15 protein-coding genes and 2 pseudogenes are annotated in these 14900 nt (G+C 71.4%); 7 read left to right on the forward strand and 10 right to left on the reverse strand.

All coding sequences use genetic code 11. From position 1 onward, the window contains the following. Both G4D87_RS19500 and G4D87_RS19505 read right to left on the reverse strand, forming a co-directional pair. A pseudogene (locus tag G4D87_RS19500) lies at positions 1–306 on the reverse strand (metallophosphoesterase); the annotation flags it as partial. A 308-nt stretch (positions 307–614) separates the two neighbouring features. Continuing rightward, on the reverse strand, positions 615–1148 hold the full coding sequence (locus G4D87_RS19505; protein WP_163783570.1) for an FHA domain-containing protein: 534 nt from the start codon (positions 1146–1148) through the stop codon (positions 615–617). Positions 1149–1206: 58 nt separating this feature from the next. On the opposite strand from G4D87_RS19505, the gene G4D87_RS40010 reads away from it, so the two are divergent. Continuing rightward, positions 1207–1332, forward strand: a complete 126-nt coding sequence (locus G4D87_RS40010; protein WP_275902290.1) for a hypothetical protein — start codon at positions 1207–1209, stop codon at positions 1330–1332. A gap of 60 nt (positions 1333–1392) precedes the next feature. Here the strand turns inward: G4D87_RS40010 and G4D87_RS19510 are convergent, their stop codons facing one another. The 3 genes from G4D87_RS19510 to G4D87_RS19520 all read right to left on the reverse strand — a co-directional run bounded on the left by G4D87_RS19510 (position 1393) and on the right by G4D87_RS19520 (position 5672). Then, positions 1393–3036 carry a long-chain-fatty-acid--CoA ligase gene (locus tag G4D87_RS19510; protein WP_163783571.1) on the reverse strand — a complete coding sequence of 548 codons (1644 nt, stop codon included), beginning with the start codon at positions 3034–3036 and terminating at the stop codon, positions 1393–1395. Positions 3037–3128: 92 nt separating this feature from the next. Beyond that, complete coding sequence (locus tag G4D87_RS19515; RefSeq protein WP_163783572.1) at positions 3129–4166, reverse strand: 6-phosphofructokinase; 1038 nt, start codon at positions 4164–4166, stop codon at positions 3129–3131. Between the two features lie 78 nt (positions 4167–4244). Further along, the gene (locus G4D87_RS19520) at positions 4245–5672 is read right to left on the reverse strand and encodes an amidase (RefSeq protein WP_163783573.1); all 1428 of its coding nucleotides are present in this window, start codon (positions 5670–5672) and stop codon (positions 4245–4247) included. Positions 5673–5739: 67 nt separating this feature from the next. On the opposite strand from G4D87_RS19520, the gene G4D87_RS19525 reads away from it, so the two are divergent. The 3 genes from G4D87_RS19525 to G4D87_RS38920 all read left to right on the forward strand — a co-directional run bounded on the left by G4D87_RS19525 (position 5740) and on the right by G4D87_RS38920 (position 8746). Next, a complete protein-coding gene (locus tag G4D87_RS19525; protein WP_163783574.1) occupies positions 5740–6471 on the forward strand; it encodes a glucosamine-6-phosphate deaminase in 732 nt (243 codons plus the stop codon). 86 nt (positions 6472–6557) lie between these two features. After that, on the forward strand, positions 6558–8072 hold the full coding sequence (locus G4D87_RS19530; protein ID WP_163783575.1) for a M91 family zinc metallopeptidase: 1515 nt from the start codon (positions 6558–6560) through the stop codon (positions 8070–8072). 119 nt (positions 8073–8191) lie between these two features. Further along, positions 8192–8746 carry a hypothetical protein gene (locus tag G4D87_RS38920; RefSeq protein ID WP_240358417.1) on the forward strand — a complete coding sequence of 185 codons (555 nt, stop codon included), beginning with the start codon at positions 8192–8194 and terminating at the stop codon, positions 8744–8746. Between the two features lie 62 nt (positions 8747–8808). On the opposite strand, the gene G4D87_RS19540 is transcribed toward G4D87_RS38920, so the two are convergent. Together G4D87_RS19540 and G4D87_RS19545 are read right to left on the reverse strand one after the other, a co-directional pair. After that, complete coding sequence (locus tag G4D87_RS19540; protein ID WP_163783576.1) at positions 8809–9528, reverse strand: lytic transglycosylase domain-containing protein; 720 nt, start codon at positions 9526–9528, stop codon at positions 8809–8811. A 10-nt stretch (positions 9529–9538) separates the two neighbouring features. Continuing rightward, entirely contained in the window at positions 9539–10267 is a 729-nt protein-coding gene (locus G4D87_RS19545) for a TetR/AcrR family transcriptional regulator (RefSeq protein ID WP_163783577.1), read from the reverse strand. Between the two features lie 97 nt (positions 10268–10364). Between G4D87_RS19545 and G4D87_RS19550 the strand changes: the two genes are divergently transcribed. Then, positions 10365–10919: a hypothetical protein gene (locus tag G4D87_RS19550; protein ID WP_163783578.1), complete on the forward strand. Its 555-nt coding sequence runs from the start codon at positions 10365–10367 to the stop codon at positions 10917–10919. A 12-nt stretch (positions 10920–10931) separates the two neighbouring features. Here G4D87_RS19550 and G4D87_RS19555 read toward each other — a convergent pair whose 3' ends face one another. The 3 genes from G4D87_RS19555 to G4D87_RS19565 form a co-directional block, all read right to left on the reverse strand. Next, positions 10932–11477 (reverse strand): hypothetical protein, encoded by a 546-nt coding sequence (locus tag G4D87_RS19555; protein ID WP_163783579.1) that lies wholly within the window; start codon positions 11475–11477, stop codon positions 10932–10934. Positions 11478–11495: 18 nt separating this feature from the next. After that, positions 11496–12125 carry a hypothetical protein gene (locus G4D87_RS19560; RefSeq protein WP_163783580.1) on the reverse strand — a complete coding sequence of 210 codons (630 nt, stop codon included), beginning with the start codon at positions 12123–12125 and terminating at the stop codon, positions 11496–11498. 142 nt (positions 12126–12267) lie between these two features. Further along, positions 12268–13650 (reverse strand): M28 family metallopeptidase, encoded by a 1383-nt coding sequence (locus tag G4D87_RS19565; RefSeq protein WP_163783581.1) that lies wholly within the window; start codon positions 13648–13650, stop codon positions 12268–12270. A 233-nt stretch (positions 13651–13883) separates the two neighbouring features. Between G4D87_RS19565 and G4D87_RS19570 the strand changes: the two genes are divergently transcribed. Both G4D87_RS19570 and G4D87_RS19575 read left to right on the forward strand, forming a co-directional pair. Further along, entirely contained in the window at positions 13884–14579 is a 696-nt protein-coding gene (locus G4D87_RS19570; RefSeq protein WP_240358418.1) for a carboxypeptidase-like regulatory domain-containing protein, read from the forward strand. A 1-nt stretch (position 14580) separates the two neighbouring features. Next, positions 14581–14900, forward strand: a pseudogene (locus G4D87_RS19575) (hypothetical protein); the annotation flags it as partial.

Below are 14900 nucleotides of genomic sequence, written 5' to 3' on the forward strand. Positions count from 1 at the left end.
GAGGGGAGGCTCCTGGCGGGCGGGGCGGTCCAGCCACCTGCGCAGCAGGAGGAAGGGCGCGCCGATGAGGACAATCATGATGATGGCGACGGACCAGCCCACGGAGAAGACGCGCAGGGCCGCATCCCCCACGGGGAGCTGCGCGTGCCGTCCGGCCACCGCGGAGTAGAGCCACGCCACCAGGGACAGGAAGGTCCCCAGCGCGAAGACGCCCAGGCGCCCCTTCCGGAGCAGGCCGGGCCACAGGGACCGGAGCACGGCCCAGGCGCCGACGTTGAAGACAAGGAGGAACAACAGCCTGCCCATTTACGGTGCTCCCTTGGCGTGAAGGGGAGCAGTCATAGCCGGGGCGGGCGACATGCGCCGCAGGAAGTGGCTGAAGGACAGGGGCAGGGCCGTCATCTGGCGGGCGTGTGGGGAACCAGGCGGTGGAGCGGTCCGCTGCCGGGCCGCCCCCTGGATGGCCCCTCTACGCTTGGGGTGGGTGTCCCATTCCTTGGCACGTCCGCCTGCCGAGGCAGGCCGCCGCCAAGTTGGAATGAACGTTCCGTCCACGCGGCCCCGCCCGGGGACGAGGCCCGTGCCTGGAATGAACGTTCCGTCCGCGCGGCCCCTCAGTCCCGGCTGGGGCTGGCCATCCGCAGGTGGGCGTGGAGCGTCTCCGTGCGCAGGTAGAGGAACTGGGCATCGCCGAAGGCCAGGGCGTCGCCGTCGTTGAGCATCGGCTCCTGGTCCGGCCCCAGCGAGGACGCGTTGACCCAGGTGCCATTCATGGAGCCCACGTCACGCACCGAGCAGTCACCGGCCTGGGGGTGCCACCTCAGCGTCGCGTGGTGCTTGGACACGGACGGGTCGGGCACCACCAGGGAGCAGCCCTCGATGCGCCCCACCGTGAACTCCTGTCCCTCCGCCTCCGGCCGGAGGAAGTGGACCTCCAGGGTATCGAACCCGCGGAGCATGACGAGCAGCCGGTCCACGAGCCGTGTCCGGTGGGCCATGCCCACGGTGCGCGCCTCGCCGAGCCGCATGGCCACCTGTTGGAAGACGGGCTCGGGCGGCTGTTGGACCAGCACGACGCGGCCGGATGCTTCGAGGAAGGCCTCCAGGGTTGCCAGGGCGAACGGGCGCAGTTGCTTGACGGACGGCATGGTGCCCGCACCTTAAACCGCGTTGCGCGAAGTTGGCGCCGGACTGCGTCCCTCCCCCGTGGAGTGTCCACCGTCTGTCGGCGGCCGCCGGGACGATGCCGGACGCGAACAGGTGGACCGGTTCCTGCGTCCGGACGGTCAGGTGGAGGTCACCTGCGACGGCATCTGCCTGGGTGGCAACTAGCACCCAGACAGGCGGATGCGCGAGGCGGCTTCGGCGAGCGCGTCGCCTCGCGCATCAGGACTACAGCGCCGCGTCCGGCTTCAGGTTCTTGAGCAGGTGGTCGCCGTAGTCCTCACGCAGCTTCGTCTTGAGGAACTTGCCGGTGGACGTGCGTGGCACCTGCGGGACGAAGACATAGTCGTCCGGCAGCCACATCTTCGCGAACTGACCGGCCAGGTGCGCGGTCAGTTCGTCCTTCGTGACCTGCTGTCCTTCCTTCAGTGCCACCGCGGCCAGCGGGCGCTCATCCCACTTCGGGTGCTTCCCGGCGAAGACGGCCGCCTCCAGCACCGCCGGGTGCGCCATCAGCGCGTTCTCCAGCGCGACGGACGAAATCCACTCACCCCCCGACTTGATGACATCCTTGCTGCGGTCGCAGATGCGCACGTAGCCCTGCGAGTCGATGGTCACCACGTCGCCCGTCTTGAACCAGCCGTCCTTCGTGAAGCGGTCCTCGCCCTCGTCGCTGAAGTAGGACGCGGCGACCCAGGGCCCACGCACTTCCAGCTCGCCCATCGTCTCCCCATCCCACGGCAGCAGCGTGCCGTCGTCGCTGGCGACGCGCGTCTCCACGAAGGGCAGCGCGAACCCCTGGGACGCCCGCGCCGAGGACTTCACCTCGTGCGTCGCCTGCCGCAGCGGCCCCTTGAGCTTCGCCATGGTCCCCACCGGGCTCATCTCCGTCATGCCCCACGCGTGGACCACTTCCAGTCCGTGCCGCTGCTGGAAGCCCTCAATCAGCGACGGAGGCGCCGCCGAGCCACCAATCAGCATGGACCGCATGCTGCTCAGGTCCCACTTGTTCGGCGACTGGTCCAGCAACGCCAGGATGCCAATCCAGATGGTGGGCACGCCGCCCGCCATCGTGACTTTCTCCGCGGCCATCAAGTCCAGCAGGGAGGTCGGGTCCAGGTGCGGCCCAGGGAACACCAGCTTCGCGCCCGTGAGGACGGCGTCGAAGGCCAGCCCCCACGCGGCGGCGTGGAACATGGGCACCACCGGCATCACCGCGTCCGCCTCGCGCATGCCCGTCACGTCCGTCATGCAACACGCCAGGGCGTGCAGCACGGTGGAGCGGTGGCTGTAGAGCACGCCCTTCGGATTGCCCGTGGTGCCCGACGTGTAGCAGAGCATCGACGCGGAGTTCTCATCGAGCAGCGGGAAGTCGAAGTCCGGGGACTCGGCCGCCAGCAGCGCTTCGTAGTCCAGCGTCCCCTCCGGCGCGGGGCCCGTGTCCGGCACCACGATGACGTGGCGGATGCCGGGCACCGCGTCCTTGAACTTCTCGAACAGCGGCAGCAGCGAGCGGTCCACCACCACCACGGAGTCTTCCGCGTGCCGCGCGATGTAGCCCAAGTCGTTGGGGTGCAGGCGCAGGTTGAGCGTGTGCACCACCGCGCCCATGCACGGCACGCCGTAATACACCTCCAGGTGCCGGTAGTGGTTCCAGCTCAGCGTGGCCACCCGGTCCCCCTCCTTCACGCCCAGCCGCGTCAGCGCGTTGGCCAGCCGGCACGTGCGCGCGTGGAAGTCCGCGTACGTGTAGCGGTGCAGCGACTTGTCCGGGTTTCGGCTGACGATTTCCGAGCGCGGGTAGAACGTCCGCGCACGCTCCAGCAAGTGGCTCAGCGTGAGCGGGAAATCCATCATGCGGCCTGGCAGCATCGGCACCCTTCCTTGTGGACGGCGTGAGGAAGGGCTGATGCTAGCGGAGCGCGGACCCGTGCTTCATCCCCGCTCCGGGATGCCGCGTCGCGTCAGCCGAAGAAGACCTGGGCGACCTCGAAGAACTCCTGCGGGACGCGCTTGAGCTCGCGGGTGGCGTCGGCCAGGTCCACGCTGATGATGTCGTTGCCTCGCAGCGCGGCCATCTTCCCGAACTCGCCGCGGGCCACCATGTCGCAGGCGTGGACGCCGTAGCGGGTGGCCAGCACGCGGTCATGCGGGGTGGGCGCGCCGCCGCGCTGGATGTGGCCCAGCACGGACACGCGCGTCTCGAAGCCGGTGCGCTGCTCGATTTCGTGCGCCAGGATGGTGCCCACGCCGCCCAGCCGCGGCCTGCCGGCCTCGTCCAGCGCGCCGCTGGTGACGAGCTGCTCCTGCTGGTCCGACGACAGCTTGATGCGCGTGCCCTCCGCCACCACGACGATGGAGAAGGTGCGCCCGCCCGCGTGGCGGCGCTGGATGTGCTCGGCCACCTTCGCCAGGTCGGCGGGAATCTCCGGCACCAGGATGACGTCCGCGCCGCCGGCGATGCCCGCGTAGGTGGCAATCCAGCCCACGTGACGGCCCATCACCTCGCAGACGATGACGCGCTTGTGCGACTCCGCGGTGGAGTGCAGCCGGTCAATGGCCTCGGTGGCGATGGAGACGGCCGTGTCGAAGCCGAAGGTGAAGTCCGTGGCGTTGATGTCGTTGTCGATTGTCTTCGGCACACCGACGATGCGCAGCCCTTCCTGCGACATGCGCGTGGCGGCCGACAGCGTGCCTTCACCGCCAATGGCGATGATGGCGTGGATGCCGTTGCGTTCAATGGCGCGCTTGACGCGCTCCAGCCCGTTTTCGACCTTGAACGGGTTGACGCGCGAGGTGCCGAGGATGGTGCCGCCCCGGTGGAGGATGCCGGACGTGGTTTCACGCGTGAGGCGGAAGTGGCTGTCCTCCAGCAACCCCTTCCAACCATCGCGGAGGCCCATCATCTCGAAGCCGTGGGCGTTGGCGCGGCGGACGACGGCGCGGATGACGGCGTTCAGGCCGGGGCAGTCGCCCCCGCCGGTGAGCACGGCGACTTTCATGGAAACGTTCTATCGCGCCCGGCGCCAGACGCGATGTCCAAGTTTGCCCGAGCGCTCACCCGGGGACCTTCCAGCCGTCTACCCGAACACCGGGGGATTCCGCCGGGCCCAGGGGCGGGCCGCCTCCAACTGGGCCGCGAGCCGGAACAAGGTGGCTTCATCTCCGAAGCGCCCCATGAACTGAACGCCCACGGGCAGGCCGTCCGCGCTCCAGTGGAGTGGCACGCTCATGGCGGGCAGCCCCGCGGTGTTGGCCAGCGGGCAGTAGGACGCGAAGGCGGCCGCGCGGAGCAGCGGCGCCAGGGGCTCACCCGGTGGCGAGGCGAAGCTGCCCAGCGGCGGCGGGAGCTCGTTGAGGGTGGGCATCAGCCAGACGTCCACGTCGTCGAAGTGACGGAGCGCGGCGCGGCTGTGACGCTGCAGCTCCGCGCTGGCGCGCAGATAGGCGGACAGGCCCTGGTCCAGGCCGTATTGGTAGAGCGCCCAGGTGAAGGGCTCGAAGTGCGAAGCCTCCGGGCTGCGTCCCAGCCGCTCGGCCAGCGCGTCGATGCCGAAGACGACGCCCGCGGTCCACACGGTGATGAAGTGTTGGCCCGCCGCGTCATCGCCGGGCACTTCCAGGCTGCCCTCGTCCACGATGTGGCCCAGGTCCTCCAGGAGCCGGGCCGCGGCGTGGATGGCGGCCAGGCACTCCGGGTGGATGGCGGCGCCCATGGCGTTGCGCACGGCCACGCGGATGCGCAGGCGGCCCGGGGGCGTGTTGACCTCCTGGGTATAGGGGCGGGCCTTGGCCGGGGCCTGGTACGGCGTCCCGGCGTCCGCGCCGCAGGTGACGTCGAGCAGCGCGGCGCTGTCTCGCACGGAGCGGGTGAGGGCGTGCTCGGTGACGAGCCAGTGGTAGGCGTCCGCGATGTCGCCGCCCATGGGGTTGCGGCCCCGGGTGGGCTTGAGGCCGAAGAGGCCGCAGGCGGCGGCGGGGATGCGGATGGAGCCGCCGCTGTCCGTCGCATGGGCGAAGGGCACCATGCCGCTGGCCACCGCCGCCGCCGCGCCGCCGCTGGCCCCGCCCGGAGCGCGCGAGGTGTCCCAGGGGTTGAGGCAGGGCCCGTGCAGCTCGCCCTCCGTGGTGGGCAGCAGGCCCATCTCCGGCGTGTTCGTCTTGCCCAGCACCACCAGGCCGCCGCGCCGGTGGCGCTTCACCAGCTCACTGTCCTGGTCCGGAACGAAGCCCTTCCCGAAGCGCGAGCCGTGGGTGAGCGGGTGCCCCTCCTGGGCCGTGAGCAGGTCCTGGAGCAGGAAGGGGACGCCGGTGAAGGGCCCCGGGGGCAGCGTCCCCCGGGCCCGCTCGCGCGCCTGGTCGAACTGCGTCTGGACGACCGCGTTGAGTGTCGGGTTGTGGCGCTCGATGCGGGCGATGGCCGCATCCACGAGCTCGAGCGGCGTGGCCTCCCGGCGCCGGACGAGCTCCGCCTGTGCCGTCGCGTCGAGACTGACAAAGGGGTCCATGCCCCCGACTCTGTCATGTTTCACGCGGCCTGGAAGCACACCCGGCGCATGCCTATGTTTCAGGTCCATGCACATCCGCGTCTTTGATTCCGAGCGGGAGGCCGCCGCCGCGTGTGCCCGGCGAATCGCCCGAGCGGTGGAGGCACGCCCCTCCCTGGTGCTGGGGCTCCCCACGGGGCGCACGCCGCTCAACGTGTACCGGGAGCTGGTGGGATTGTTCACACGCGGCGGTGTGGATTGGACCCAGGTCCGCACCTTCAACCTGGATGAGTTCCTCGGTGTGTCGGCGGACGACGCGGGCAGCTTCCGCGCCTACATGGAGCGGCACCTCTTCCAGCACGTCAACCTGTCGCCCGCGCACATCCACTTCCTGGACGGCGCGGCGGAGGACGCGGAGGCGGAGTGCGCGCGCTACGAGGCCCGGCTGGCCGAAGCGGGCGGGCTGGACCTGGTGCTGCTGGGGCTCGGTTCGAACGGGCACCTGGCCTTCAACGAGCCGGCGGACGGGCTGCGCGCGCGGTGCCACCGGACGCGGCTGAGTCGTCAGACGCGGGAGGCCAACCTGATGCTCTTCGGGGATGACCCGTCGCGTGTGCCCATGGAGGCGCTCACGTTGGGCATGGCCAGCATCATCCAGGCACGGCAGGCGCTGCTGCTGGCCTTCGGCGAGACCAAGGCGGAGGCGGTGCGGGGCATGGCGGAGGGCCCCGTGTCCTCCCGGTGCCCCGCGTCGTTTCTCCAGCTCCACCCGGACGTCGAGGTGTGGTTGGACCCGGCGGCGGCTCGCGCGCTGTCCTGAAGAAACTTCAGGAAGTGAACGTGCGATAACCTTCGAGAGGCCCATCCCAGGGCCCCGCAGCCCTCCATTCCCCCTGGAGCAGCGTCATGTCCTCGATTGGAAGCGCCGGTTCCCGTCCCTCGTCGTCCTCCCAGACCCGGACGGTGGAGCCCAAGGTGGCGCAGAAGGCCCCCGCCGAGGCCAGGCCGGCGCCTTCGGGCAACGCCGTGAAGGACGCGGTCGCCGGGCGCTACCGCGACGGCTTCGACGCGGCGCCGCGCGGGGCGGCCCCCCAGCGCAAGCCGGTGCTGTCGGAGGTGGGCGGCTTCATCGAGAGCGCGGGGCAGCGGCCGGAGGCCCTGGCGTCGGGCACGCTTCCCCCGTCGACTCGGGCGGCGGCGCCCACGGTGTCCACCGACGCGGCGGGTCGCACCGTGGTGGACCTCTCCAGCGGCAACGACACGGCCACCGTCTCCCAGACGGCGGACGGCGGGCTCCAGGTGCGCTCGGGCGGCAACACGGTGACGCTCACCGCGGAGCAGGCGCGGACGGCCATCATCCGGGGCGGTGACGGCAACGACACCATCACCGTGGATGCCAGCGTCACCCAGGACGTCCGCATCGAAGGTGGCGCGGGCGACGACACGCTGGCGGGCGGCGCGGGCAATGACAGGCTGGACGGCGGCGCGGGCTCCGACGTCATCCGGGGCGGCGCGGGCAACGACGCGCTGCGCGGCGCGGACGGGGACGACTACCTGGATGGCGGCGCGGGGGATGACCGGATGTACGGCGGCGCGGGCCGGGACGTGATGTACGGCCTGGACGGCGAGGACCGCATGTCCGGCGGCGCGGGGCGTGACTACCTGGACGGCGGCGCGGGCAATGACTTCGTGTCGGGTGGCGACGGCGATGACCAGGTGCTCGGCGGCCGTGGGGACGACGCGCTGGTGGGCGGCCGTGGCAATGACGCGATTGCCGGTGGCCTGGGCCTCGACACCGTCCGCGGCGGCGCGGGCGACGACAAGCTCTACGTCCAGGACGACGACGACGTGCGCAACCTGGAGGCCGGTGACACGCGGCAGGTGGTGGACATGTCCGGCGCGGACACGCTGGGCAGCTCCGTGTCGGTGACGGGCAGCGCGGACTTCACGGCGCGCACGCAGTCGGATTTGGACGCGCTGCGCTCGCTGCCGGAGGGGCAGGCGCTGCTGGCCCGGCTGGATGGCAGCGGCCGCGCGACGACCATCCGCGAGACGAACCGCGGCAACACGGCCGGCGCCACGAACTTCAACGACGGCTACATGAGCGCGGATGGGACGCCGGGCCCCGGCACCGACTCGCAGGTGAACTACAACCCCTCCCGCATCTCGATTGGCGGCGAGGAGTGGATGAACCGCCCGCCCGTGGTGGGCCTCTTCCACGAGCTGATTCACGCCTCGGACTTCGTCACGGGCACGCTGCCGCCTGGCTCGACGGATGGCGTCATCAACGTGGAGCAGTCCACGGTGGGCCTGCCGTATGACCATGACGGCGACCCGAGCACGCCCCGCATCGAGGCGGACCGCTCCACGGAGAACGACCTCCGCGACGAGCTGAACCTGCCGACCCGTCCGCGCTACTGAGCCCCCGGCGAAGGTGACGCATGCGCGCGCCCGGGTGGATAGGATGGGGCCTGGGCGCCGCGTTGCTGCTCGGCTGTGCTCGAGCGGCCGCGGGCCCCATGGAGAGCGGGAGGACACGCGTGGCTGAGGCGGACGTGGAGCTGAAGGTGAAGCCGGTGGAGCGCACCGCGGAGGCGCTGGTGCTCTCCTACGAGGTGCACAACCGCGGCGCGCGGGCGCTCTGGCTCGTGGAGGGCCTGTACGACGAGAGCCCCAGTGGCCAGCGCACGCTCGCCCCAGAGAAGGCCTACGTGGCGCTGGGCGGCGGCGGCGAGGTGGTGGTGTCGCGGATGCTCCTGCCCTTGCCGGAGAACCTGCTCGTGGAGGCGCCGGAGGTGCCCGCCGTGCACCGCGTGGACGCGGGGCAGACGGTGCGCCGGCGCGTGGTGCTGCCGCTGCCGCTGACGGCGGTGTCGCCGTATGACACCGGGCCGGCGGAGACGCTCCCGCTCGACGCGGTGAAGGCGCTGCGCCTGCGCGTGGGCTACGTGCCGGACGCGCCGGAGCTGAAGCGTCACGCGGCGCGCGACTCCCAGGGCACGGCCTACGTGGTGCCGGAGTTCGGCCAGACGCGCACCGCGCAGCGCGTGCTCGAAAGCGCGCCGCTGCCTGTGCCCACGGGGGCGGCGAAGTAGTCCGCCGCCGGGGCGGGCCCGGGGGCTTCGTGAAGCTCCCGAAGGGACGGCCGCGTCGCGGCTCAGCTCCGCCCGTTCGCCACGGGCGCCGCGGACTTCTTCGGCTCCTTCGCCGCGGAGGCCGGGGCCTTCGTGCGCGCCGGAGCCGCGGGCTTCGGCCTGGCCACGGGCCTCACCTTCCGGGGCGGAGGCGGGCGCGTCAGCTCCCACGCCGCGAGCACCTTGGGCACGTAGAACTCCGTCTCCCCGTTGCGCGGCACGCGGCCATTCACCGCGCCTGGGCCCGCGTTGTACGCGGCCACCGCGAGCCGCACGTCACCGAAGCGCCGCAGCTGCTGGGCCAGATAGCGCGCGCTGCCGTCAATCGCCGGCGCCGGGTCGAACGGGTCCTTCACCCCCAGCATGGTGGCGGTGCCGGGCATCAGCTGGCCGGGCCCCATGGCGCCCGCCGGGGAGATGCGGTGCACGCGCGTCTCCGACTCCACCTGCACCAGCGCGCGCAGCAGCCCCACCGGGAGGCGGTGCTTGCGCTCCGCCGCGTCGATGACGGGCTCCAGCGGCGCGTGTCCCTCCACCAGGCACGAGGGCCGGTGCTCCAGGTACGCGCGCAGCGCGCCCGCCTTGGCCTCCAGGAAGGAGAAGGACAGCGGCGACACGAAGCTGCCGCCCAGCCAGGCCACCGCGATGTTGAGCAGCACCACCGGGGCCAGCGCGCACGGCAGCCACCACGCCCAACCGGGCACCGTCATCCCCGCACGCCGTGCCGCCCGCTTGCGTCCCACCCCTCCACCCTTAGGGGCGCTTGGGGCCCCCGTCCAGCTTCCGGCGCCCGGGACGGGGCCCCGGGGGCAGGCGCAGTCCGTCCAGCACCAGCGTGGTGAGGGCGTCCGGCAGCTCCAGCGGGTTGCCGATGTCCTCCTCGCTCAGCACCGCCAGCAGCAGCCGCTCCACGGCGCCCACCACCGCCAGCCCGCTCACCGCCGGACGGATGGGGCGCAGCAGCCCGCTGGTGTGCGCCTTCTGCGTGATGTCCACCGCGTGACGCGCCACCAGCCGCGCCAGCTCCGCCACCTTCGTCCGCGCCCCCACGGCGGGCCCCCGGGACTCCTGGAGGTACAGCCGCACCACGCCCGGGTACTGGAGGAGCGCGCTGGCAATCACCGCCGCCACCGCGCGGTACGCGTCGAACATGGCCTCCACGTTGCGCGCCTCCGCCAGGGCGTGGCCACACGTCTCCAGCCCGGCCAGCAGCTCGCGGCGCACCGGCTCCAGCAGGCCGTCCACCAGCGCCGCCTTGTCGTCGAAGTACCGGTAGAACGTCCCCTTGGCCACCCCGGTCGCCTGGGTGATGTCGTCAATGGTGACGCCCTCCAGGCCCCGCTCCAGGAACAGCTTCAGCGCGGCGGCCTCCAGCGCCTGCGCCCGCTCCCGCCGGTGGGCCTCGCGGCGGCCTCCAGGCCGGGCGGGCGGCTTGTCCGTCTCCTGGGCGTCATCCGCCCGCGTGCCATCCCGGCTCGCCATTGCCGTGCGCTCCCGTCCGTTGCGCGGTAGAAAAAGAGTGACCAGATAGTCATTATGGGCAGCGAAGCGTCGGCCACGCGCTTCGCCGGAGGCGATCATGATCGGCATCCCCCTGGGCTGGGTTTACTCCAATTTCGGTGAATGGGTCCTTCACAGGTCCGTCCTGCACGGCCTGGGGAAGAACCGGAAGAGCTTCTGGAGCTTCCACTGGCATGAGCACCACCAGAAGTCGCGGCGCCACGAGATGGTGGATGACCAGTACATGCGCTCGCTGTGGAGCTGGTCGGCGCAGAGCAAGGAGCTGATGGGGCTGGCGGTGCTGGCGCTGGCCCACGCGCCGCTGTTGCCGGTGGCGCCCTTCTTCGTGGGGACGGTGTGGGCCTGCGCGGCGAACTACTACTTCGTCCACCGGCGCGCGCACCTGGATCCGACGTGGGCGCGTGAGCACCTGCCGTGGCACTACGACCACCACATGGGCAAGGACCAGAACGCGAACTGGTGCGTGACGCACCCCTTCTTCGACCTGGTCCTGGGCACGCGGCGCGAGTACCTCAACGTGCAGCCGCCCGCGTCCAACCCGCCCGCGCCCGCCGAACCGCCGGTGCCCGTGGAGGCCCGGAAGCGCGCGCCGACGGCTTCCGGGCTCCGTTAGCGGCGGGCGGCCTCAGAACACCAGGTCGAAGTAGTTGGCGTGCGCCTTCACGCCCGCGCAGGCGCGCACCGCGGCGGTCCAGTCCTCGGAGGGCAGCGTGCCCCGGGCGTCGAAGATGAACTCGAGCTCGGGCTCCCGCGCCAGGTCCAGGAGGTCCACCGTGCCGGTGCTGGTGAGCTGAATCGTGCGCGTGGGCGCGGTGCTGGTGCGCGTGTACTCACCGAGGACGTGGGTGTCGTTGGAGCCCGGCTGGCGCACCGAGACGCTGGCGCGCTCCACGCCGCTCAGGTCCGTGTCGGCCGTCACCTCGAAGAGGCGCAGCCGAAGCTCGGTCTCGATGTCCGTCTCCTCGGGCAGCGGGTCGGCGAAGTCGCCCAGCGGGAAGGTGATGCTCCGCTCCACGTTGACGGTGAGCGGCAGCGCCGCGGGGAAGGACAGGTCGCGCTCCGTCTTGCAGATCTCCTCGGCCTCGGCCTCGATGAAGAAGAGGGAGTCGCAGCCGGTGGTGAGCAGCGCCAGGCTGGAGAGCAACAGGATGCGGAAGGAAGTCGTTCGCATGGTTTGGAGGCTCCTGGCTCAGAAGAGGTAGAGGATGAAGCCCAGCTTCACGGAGGGCATGGTGGCGCGCACGGACAGGTTCCTCGCGGTGACGTCCGGGTCATCCGTGGCGTCCTGGAGCAGGGCGCTCGCGTCGTCCACGCCCATGTCCACGTAGCTGAGGCCCAGGTGCAGGAAGAAGTTGAAGCGGCTGGCCGCGCCCACCTCCAGGCCCACGCTGCCGGTGACGTAGTTGTACGTCACGTCGCGGATGGCCTCGCTGGCGCGGCTGGGGCTGGCGCCCAGCCAGTCCACCACGTCGTTGTAGTCCGAGCCGAAGTAGTGCCCCGCCTCCACGTTGAAGGACGGCGCCAGGAAGGTCTGCATCGGCAGGATGCTCAGGCCGCCGCGCAAGCCGAAGCTGAGCGTGTTGGTGGTGGGGCCCGCTTGCAAGCGCAGCCACGGCAGCGGCCGCAGCACCGCGGACAGGCCCACGCCGTGCGGCGCGCCCGCGTCCAGCATGAGGCCGAAGCGGTGCGGGGTGTCCGACCCATCCTGCGCCAGGGCCGGTGTCGCGGCCCCCAGGCCCAGGGCGCACGCGAGCGCCGCGCCGTGCCGCCCCAGGAGGAAGGTCCTTCGTCGTCTCGTCGAGGATGTCGCCATCGTCATGTCGTGTTCCAGGGTGTTCCGGCCCGGTGGCCATCATTCGCGCGACCGGGCGGAAAAAGAAGCGGCGTCAGGGAAAATGACGGCGGGAGACTGCCGCTTCCGCGCTGGTATCCGACATTGGCGGCCCAGGGCCGCCGGTAATTCAGGGCTCTGTCGTCCGATTGGCGGCGAGGCCGATGACGTTGACCATCAACTCCTTGATGCGGCGCGGCTTCTCGCCGCCGTTGTCGCGGAGGATGAGGTCGATGTCGTCGTCGGCCCGGTGGTACTCGGGGATGAGGTCTCCGCCGCCGTTGGGGTTGGACAGGCCTTCGAACATGAAGAGGACGTCCTCGCCCTTGCGCCCGAAGGACGCGCCGTCCTGCCGGTCGCGGAACACGTTGATGTCCTGGTTGATGCGGTCGAACGGGTCGTCGAGCTCCGCGTTCGCTTGCGCCAGCACCTCCCGGAAGTAGTTGGGCTGGCCCCGGGAGTTGGTGTCCACCACGGACAGGCGCTGGTCATCCCAGCGGCCCACCATGTCCACGTTGATGACGCCGGCAATCTCCTCCATGCCCAGGCCCGGAATCGGGTGGTCCACGAAGTACTGCGAGCCCACCAGGCCCTTCTCCTCGGCGCCCGTCCAGAGGAAGAGCACGGAGCGGTCCAGCTCGCCGCGCTTCGCCGCCTCCGCCAGCTCCGGCACCGCCGCCATCAGCACCGCGCTGCCGGAGGCGTTGTCGTCCGCGCCGTTGAGGACGTTGCCGCGCCGGTCCACGCCGTCGTGGTCCAGGTGCGCCATCACCACGATGACCTCGTCCTTGTTCGGCCCCGAGCCCTCCAGCAGCGCCAGGGTGTTCACCGCCTGCCCGGACGCGGAGGCCAGCTGGCGCAGCTCCTCCACGCCGCGCTGCGCTCCCTCGCGCGGCGGCGCCAGGGGCAGGCCGCGCGCGTCCATCGCCTTCTCGTACTTCTGGTTGAGCAGCGCGAGCGTCTCCTTGGGCATGTTGTCGTCGAGGTAGAAGCCGCCCTCGAACAGCTCATGGCCGTAGGTGTTCGGCGTGTGGACGTGCTCGCCCGACTCGCCGCGCACCCCGGGCCGGCCCGCGAACGAGTACACGTCGAAGCGCTGCTCGAAGGCGTTGTCCGGGTTGCTCGTGTTGGGGCCGACGAGGCCGTACTTCTGCACGTGCTGCTGCACGTACAGCGACGCGGCGTCCAGCCCGGCCGACGGGCTGTCACGGCCCTGGAGCGCGTCCGAGGACAGGTACGCGATGTGCGTCATCGGGTCCGAGTCCACCGCGACGCTGTCCACCTCCGGCTCCGGCGTGGGCTCCACCGGCGCGGTGGGCGGCGGTGTGGGCACGGTGCACACACGCGCCTGGGGCGCGCGGGCCGGCGACTCGAAGCGGTCCGCGTTCCAGCCGGGAGGCGCGCGGGTGGGCTTCGCCGGGGGTTCGGAGGAGGCCTGGGCGTCCTTCGCCACGGAGGCGCGCGGCGCAAGAGAGGGGAGGGGACGCGGGCTGTCGCTGACTTTCGTGGCCATGGTGGAGGAATCCCGGTGCGCGTGGGGGTGGCGCGTCCTGGAATTATCCGCCGCGGACGTCCCGGAGTTGTGCGCCTTCTTTTCCCCTGTGATTGCCGGGGGTTGTTGAAGGCCGGACGTCGCGCCGCCCCGCCGGTCAATTCCAGCACCTGGAAGCCGGTGACACGTTGCAAGTCCGGAAAGCACCGGGCTGCGAGTGGCCCGAGTCGACCGGCCCAGGACGGGGGGTCCGGATGATCGACGAAGTCGATCAACGTTTGAAGGCGTGGGTGGGCCGCATCGCTGGCGATGTCCAGGTGTTCCTGGGCGTACCGGACCGCGAGTCGCTCGAGCGAGGCGTCTGTCTGTACCTGCTGGAGCTGGGGCCCGCGCCTCCGCTCCGGAGCGGAGGCGCGGGGCGCGTGCCGCTGCAGATTTCGGTCTGCTACCTCATCACCGCCGGGGCGGAGTCCCCGGAGCGGGCGCACCGGCTGCTGGGGGAGCTCGTCTTCGCGGCCATGGAGGAGGCGGACTTCGAGGTGGAGCTCACGCCGGTGCCCACCACCGTGTGGGCCGGGCTGAGGACCGCGCCGCGTCCCTGCTTCCGCCTGCGCGTCCCGGTGCGGCGGGAGCGCGCGATGCCCGTCGTCCACCGGGTGCTCTTCCCCGCCACGCCCCTGGCCGCGCCGACGCCCGCGGAGGCGCTGCTGGGCTGTGTCGTCGGGCCGGGTGACGTGCCGATTCCGGGCGCGCTCGTCGAGCTGCCCACGCTGAAGCTCACCACTCGCACGGATGCCAAGGGCTGCTTCCGGTTCCCCAGCGTGCCCCCCGTGGCCACGCTGGGCCGGCTGGAGGTGCGCGCCAAGGGTGAGCTGCTCGAACTGGGCCCGGAGGTGCTCGCGGCGGAGCCCCAGCCGCTGCTCATCCGCCTGCCGCTGAAGGAGGAGTGACATGCCGCAACGCCACCTGTCGCCTGCCACCGCGTCGAATCCTGCTCACGGGACGCTGGAGACGTCCTGGATTGATGAATGGGGCATGGCGCCCGAGGCGTCCTGCCCCGATGCGTGGAGCGCGAGGCTGAAGGCGTCCGCCTCCGGTGCGCCTGAGGCGTGGCGCGTGGGCCCCGTGGCGTCCATCCCCGGAGTCTCCGAGGCGTGGGGGGCGGGGCTGGAGGAGACGGTCTCCGCCGTGCTCGACGCGTGGGACTCAGGGCAGGTGTCCATTGTCCCCGCCGCGCTCGACGCGTGGGGCTCGGGGACGGAGGCGTGGGG

Source organism: Myxococcus vastator, assembly GCF_010894475.1.
GTDB lineage: Bacteria > Myxococcota > Myxococcia > Myxococcales > Myxococcaceae > Myxococcus > Myxococcus vastator.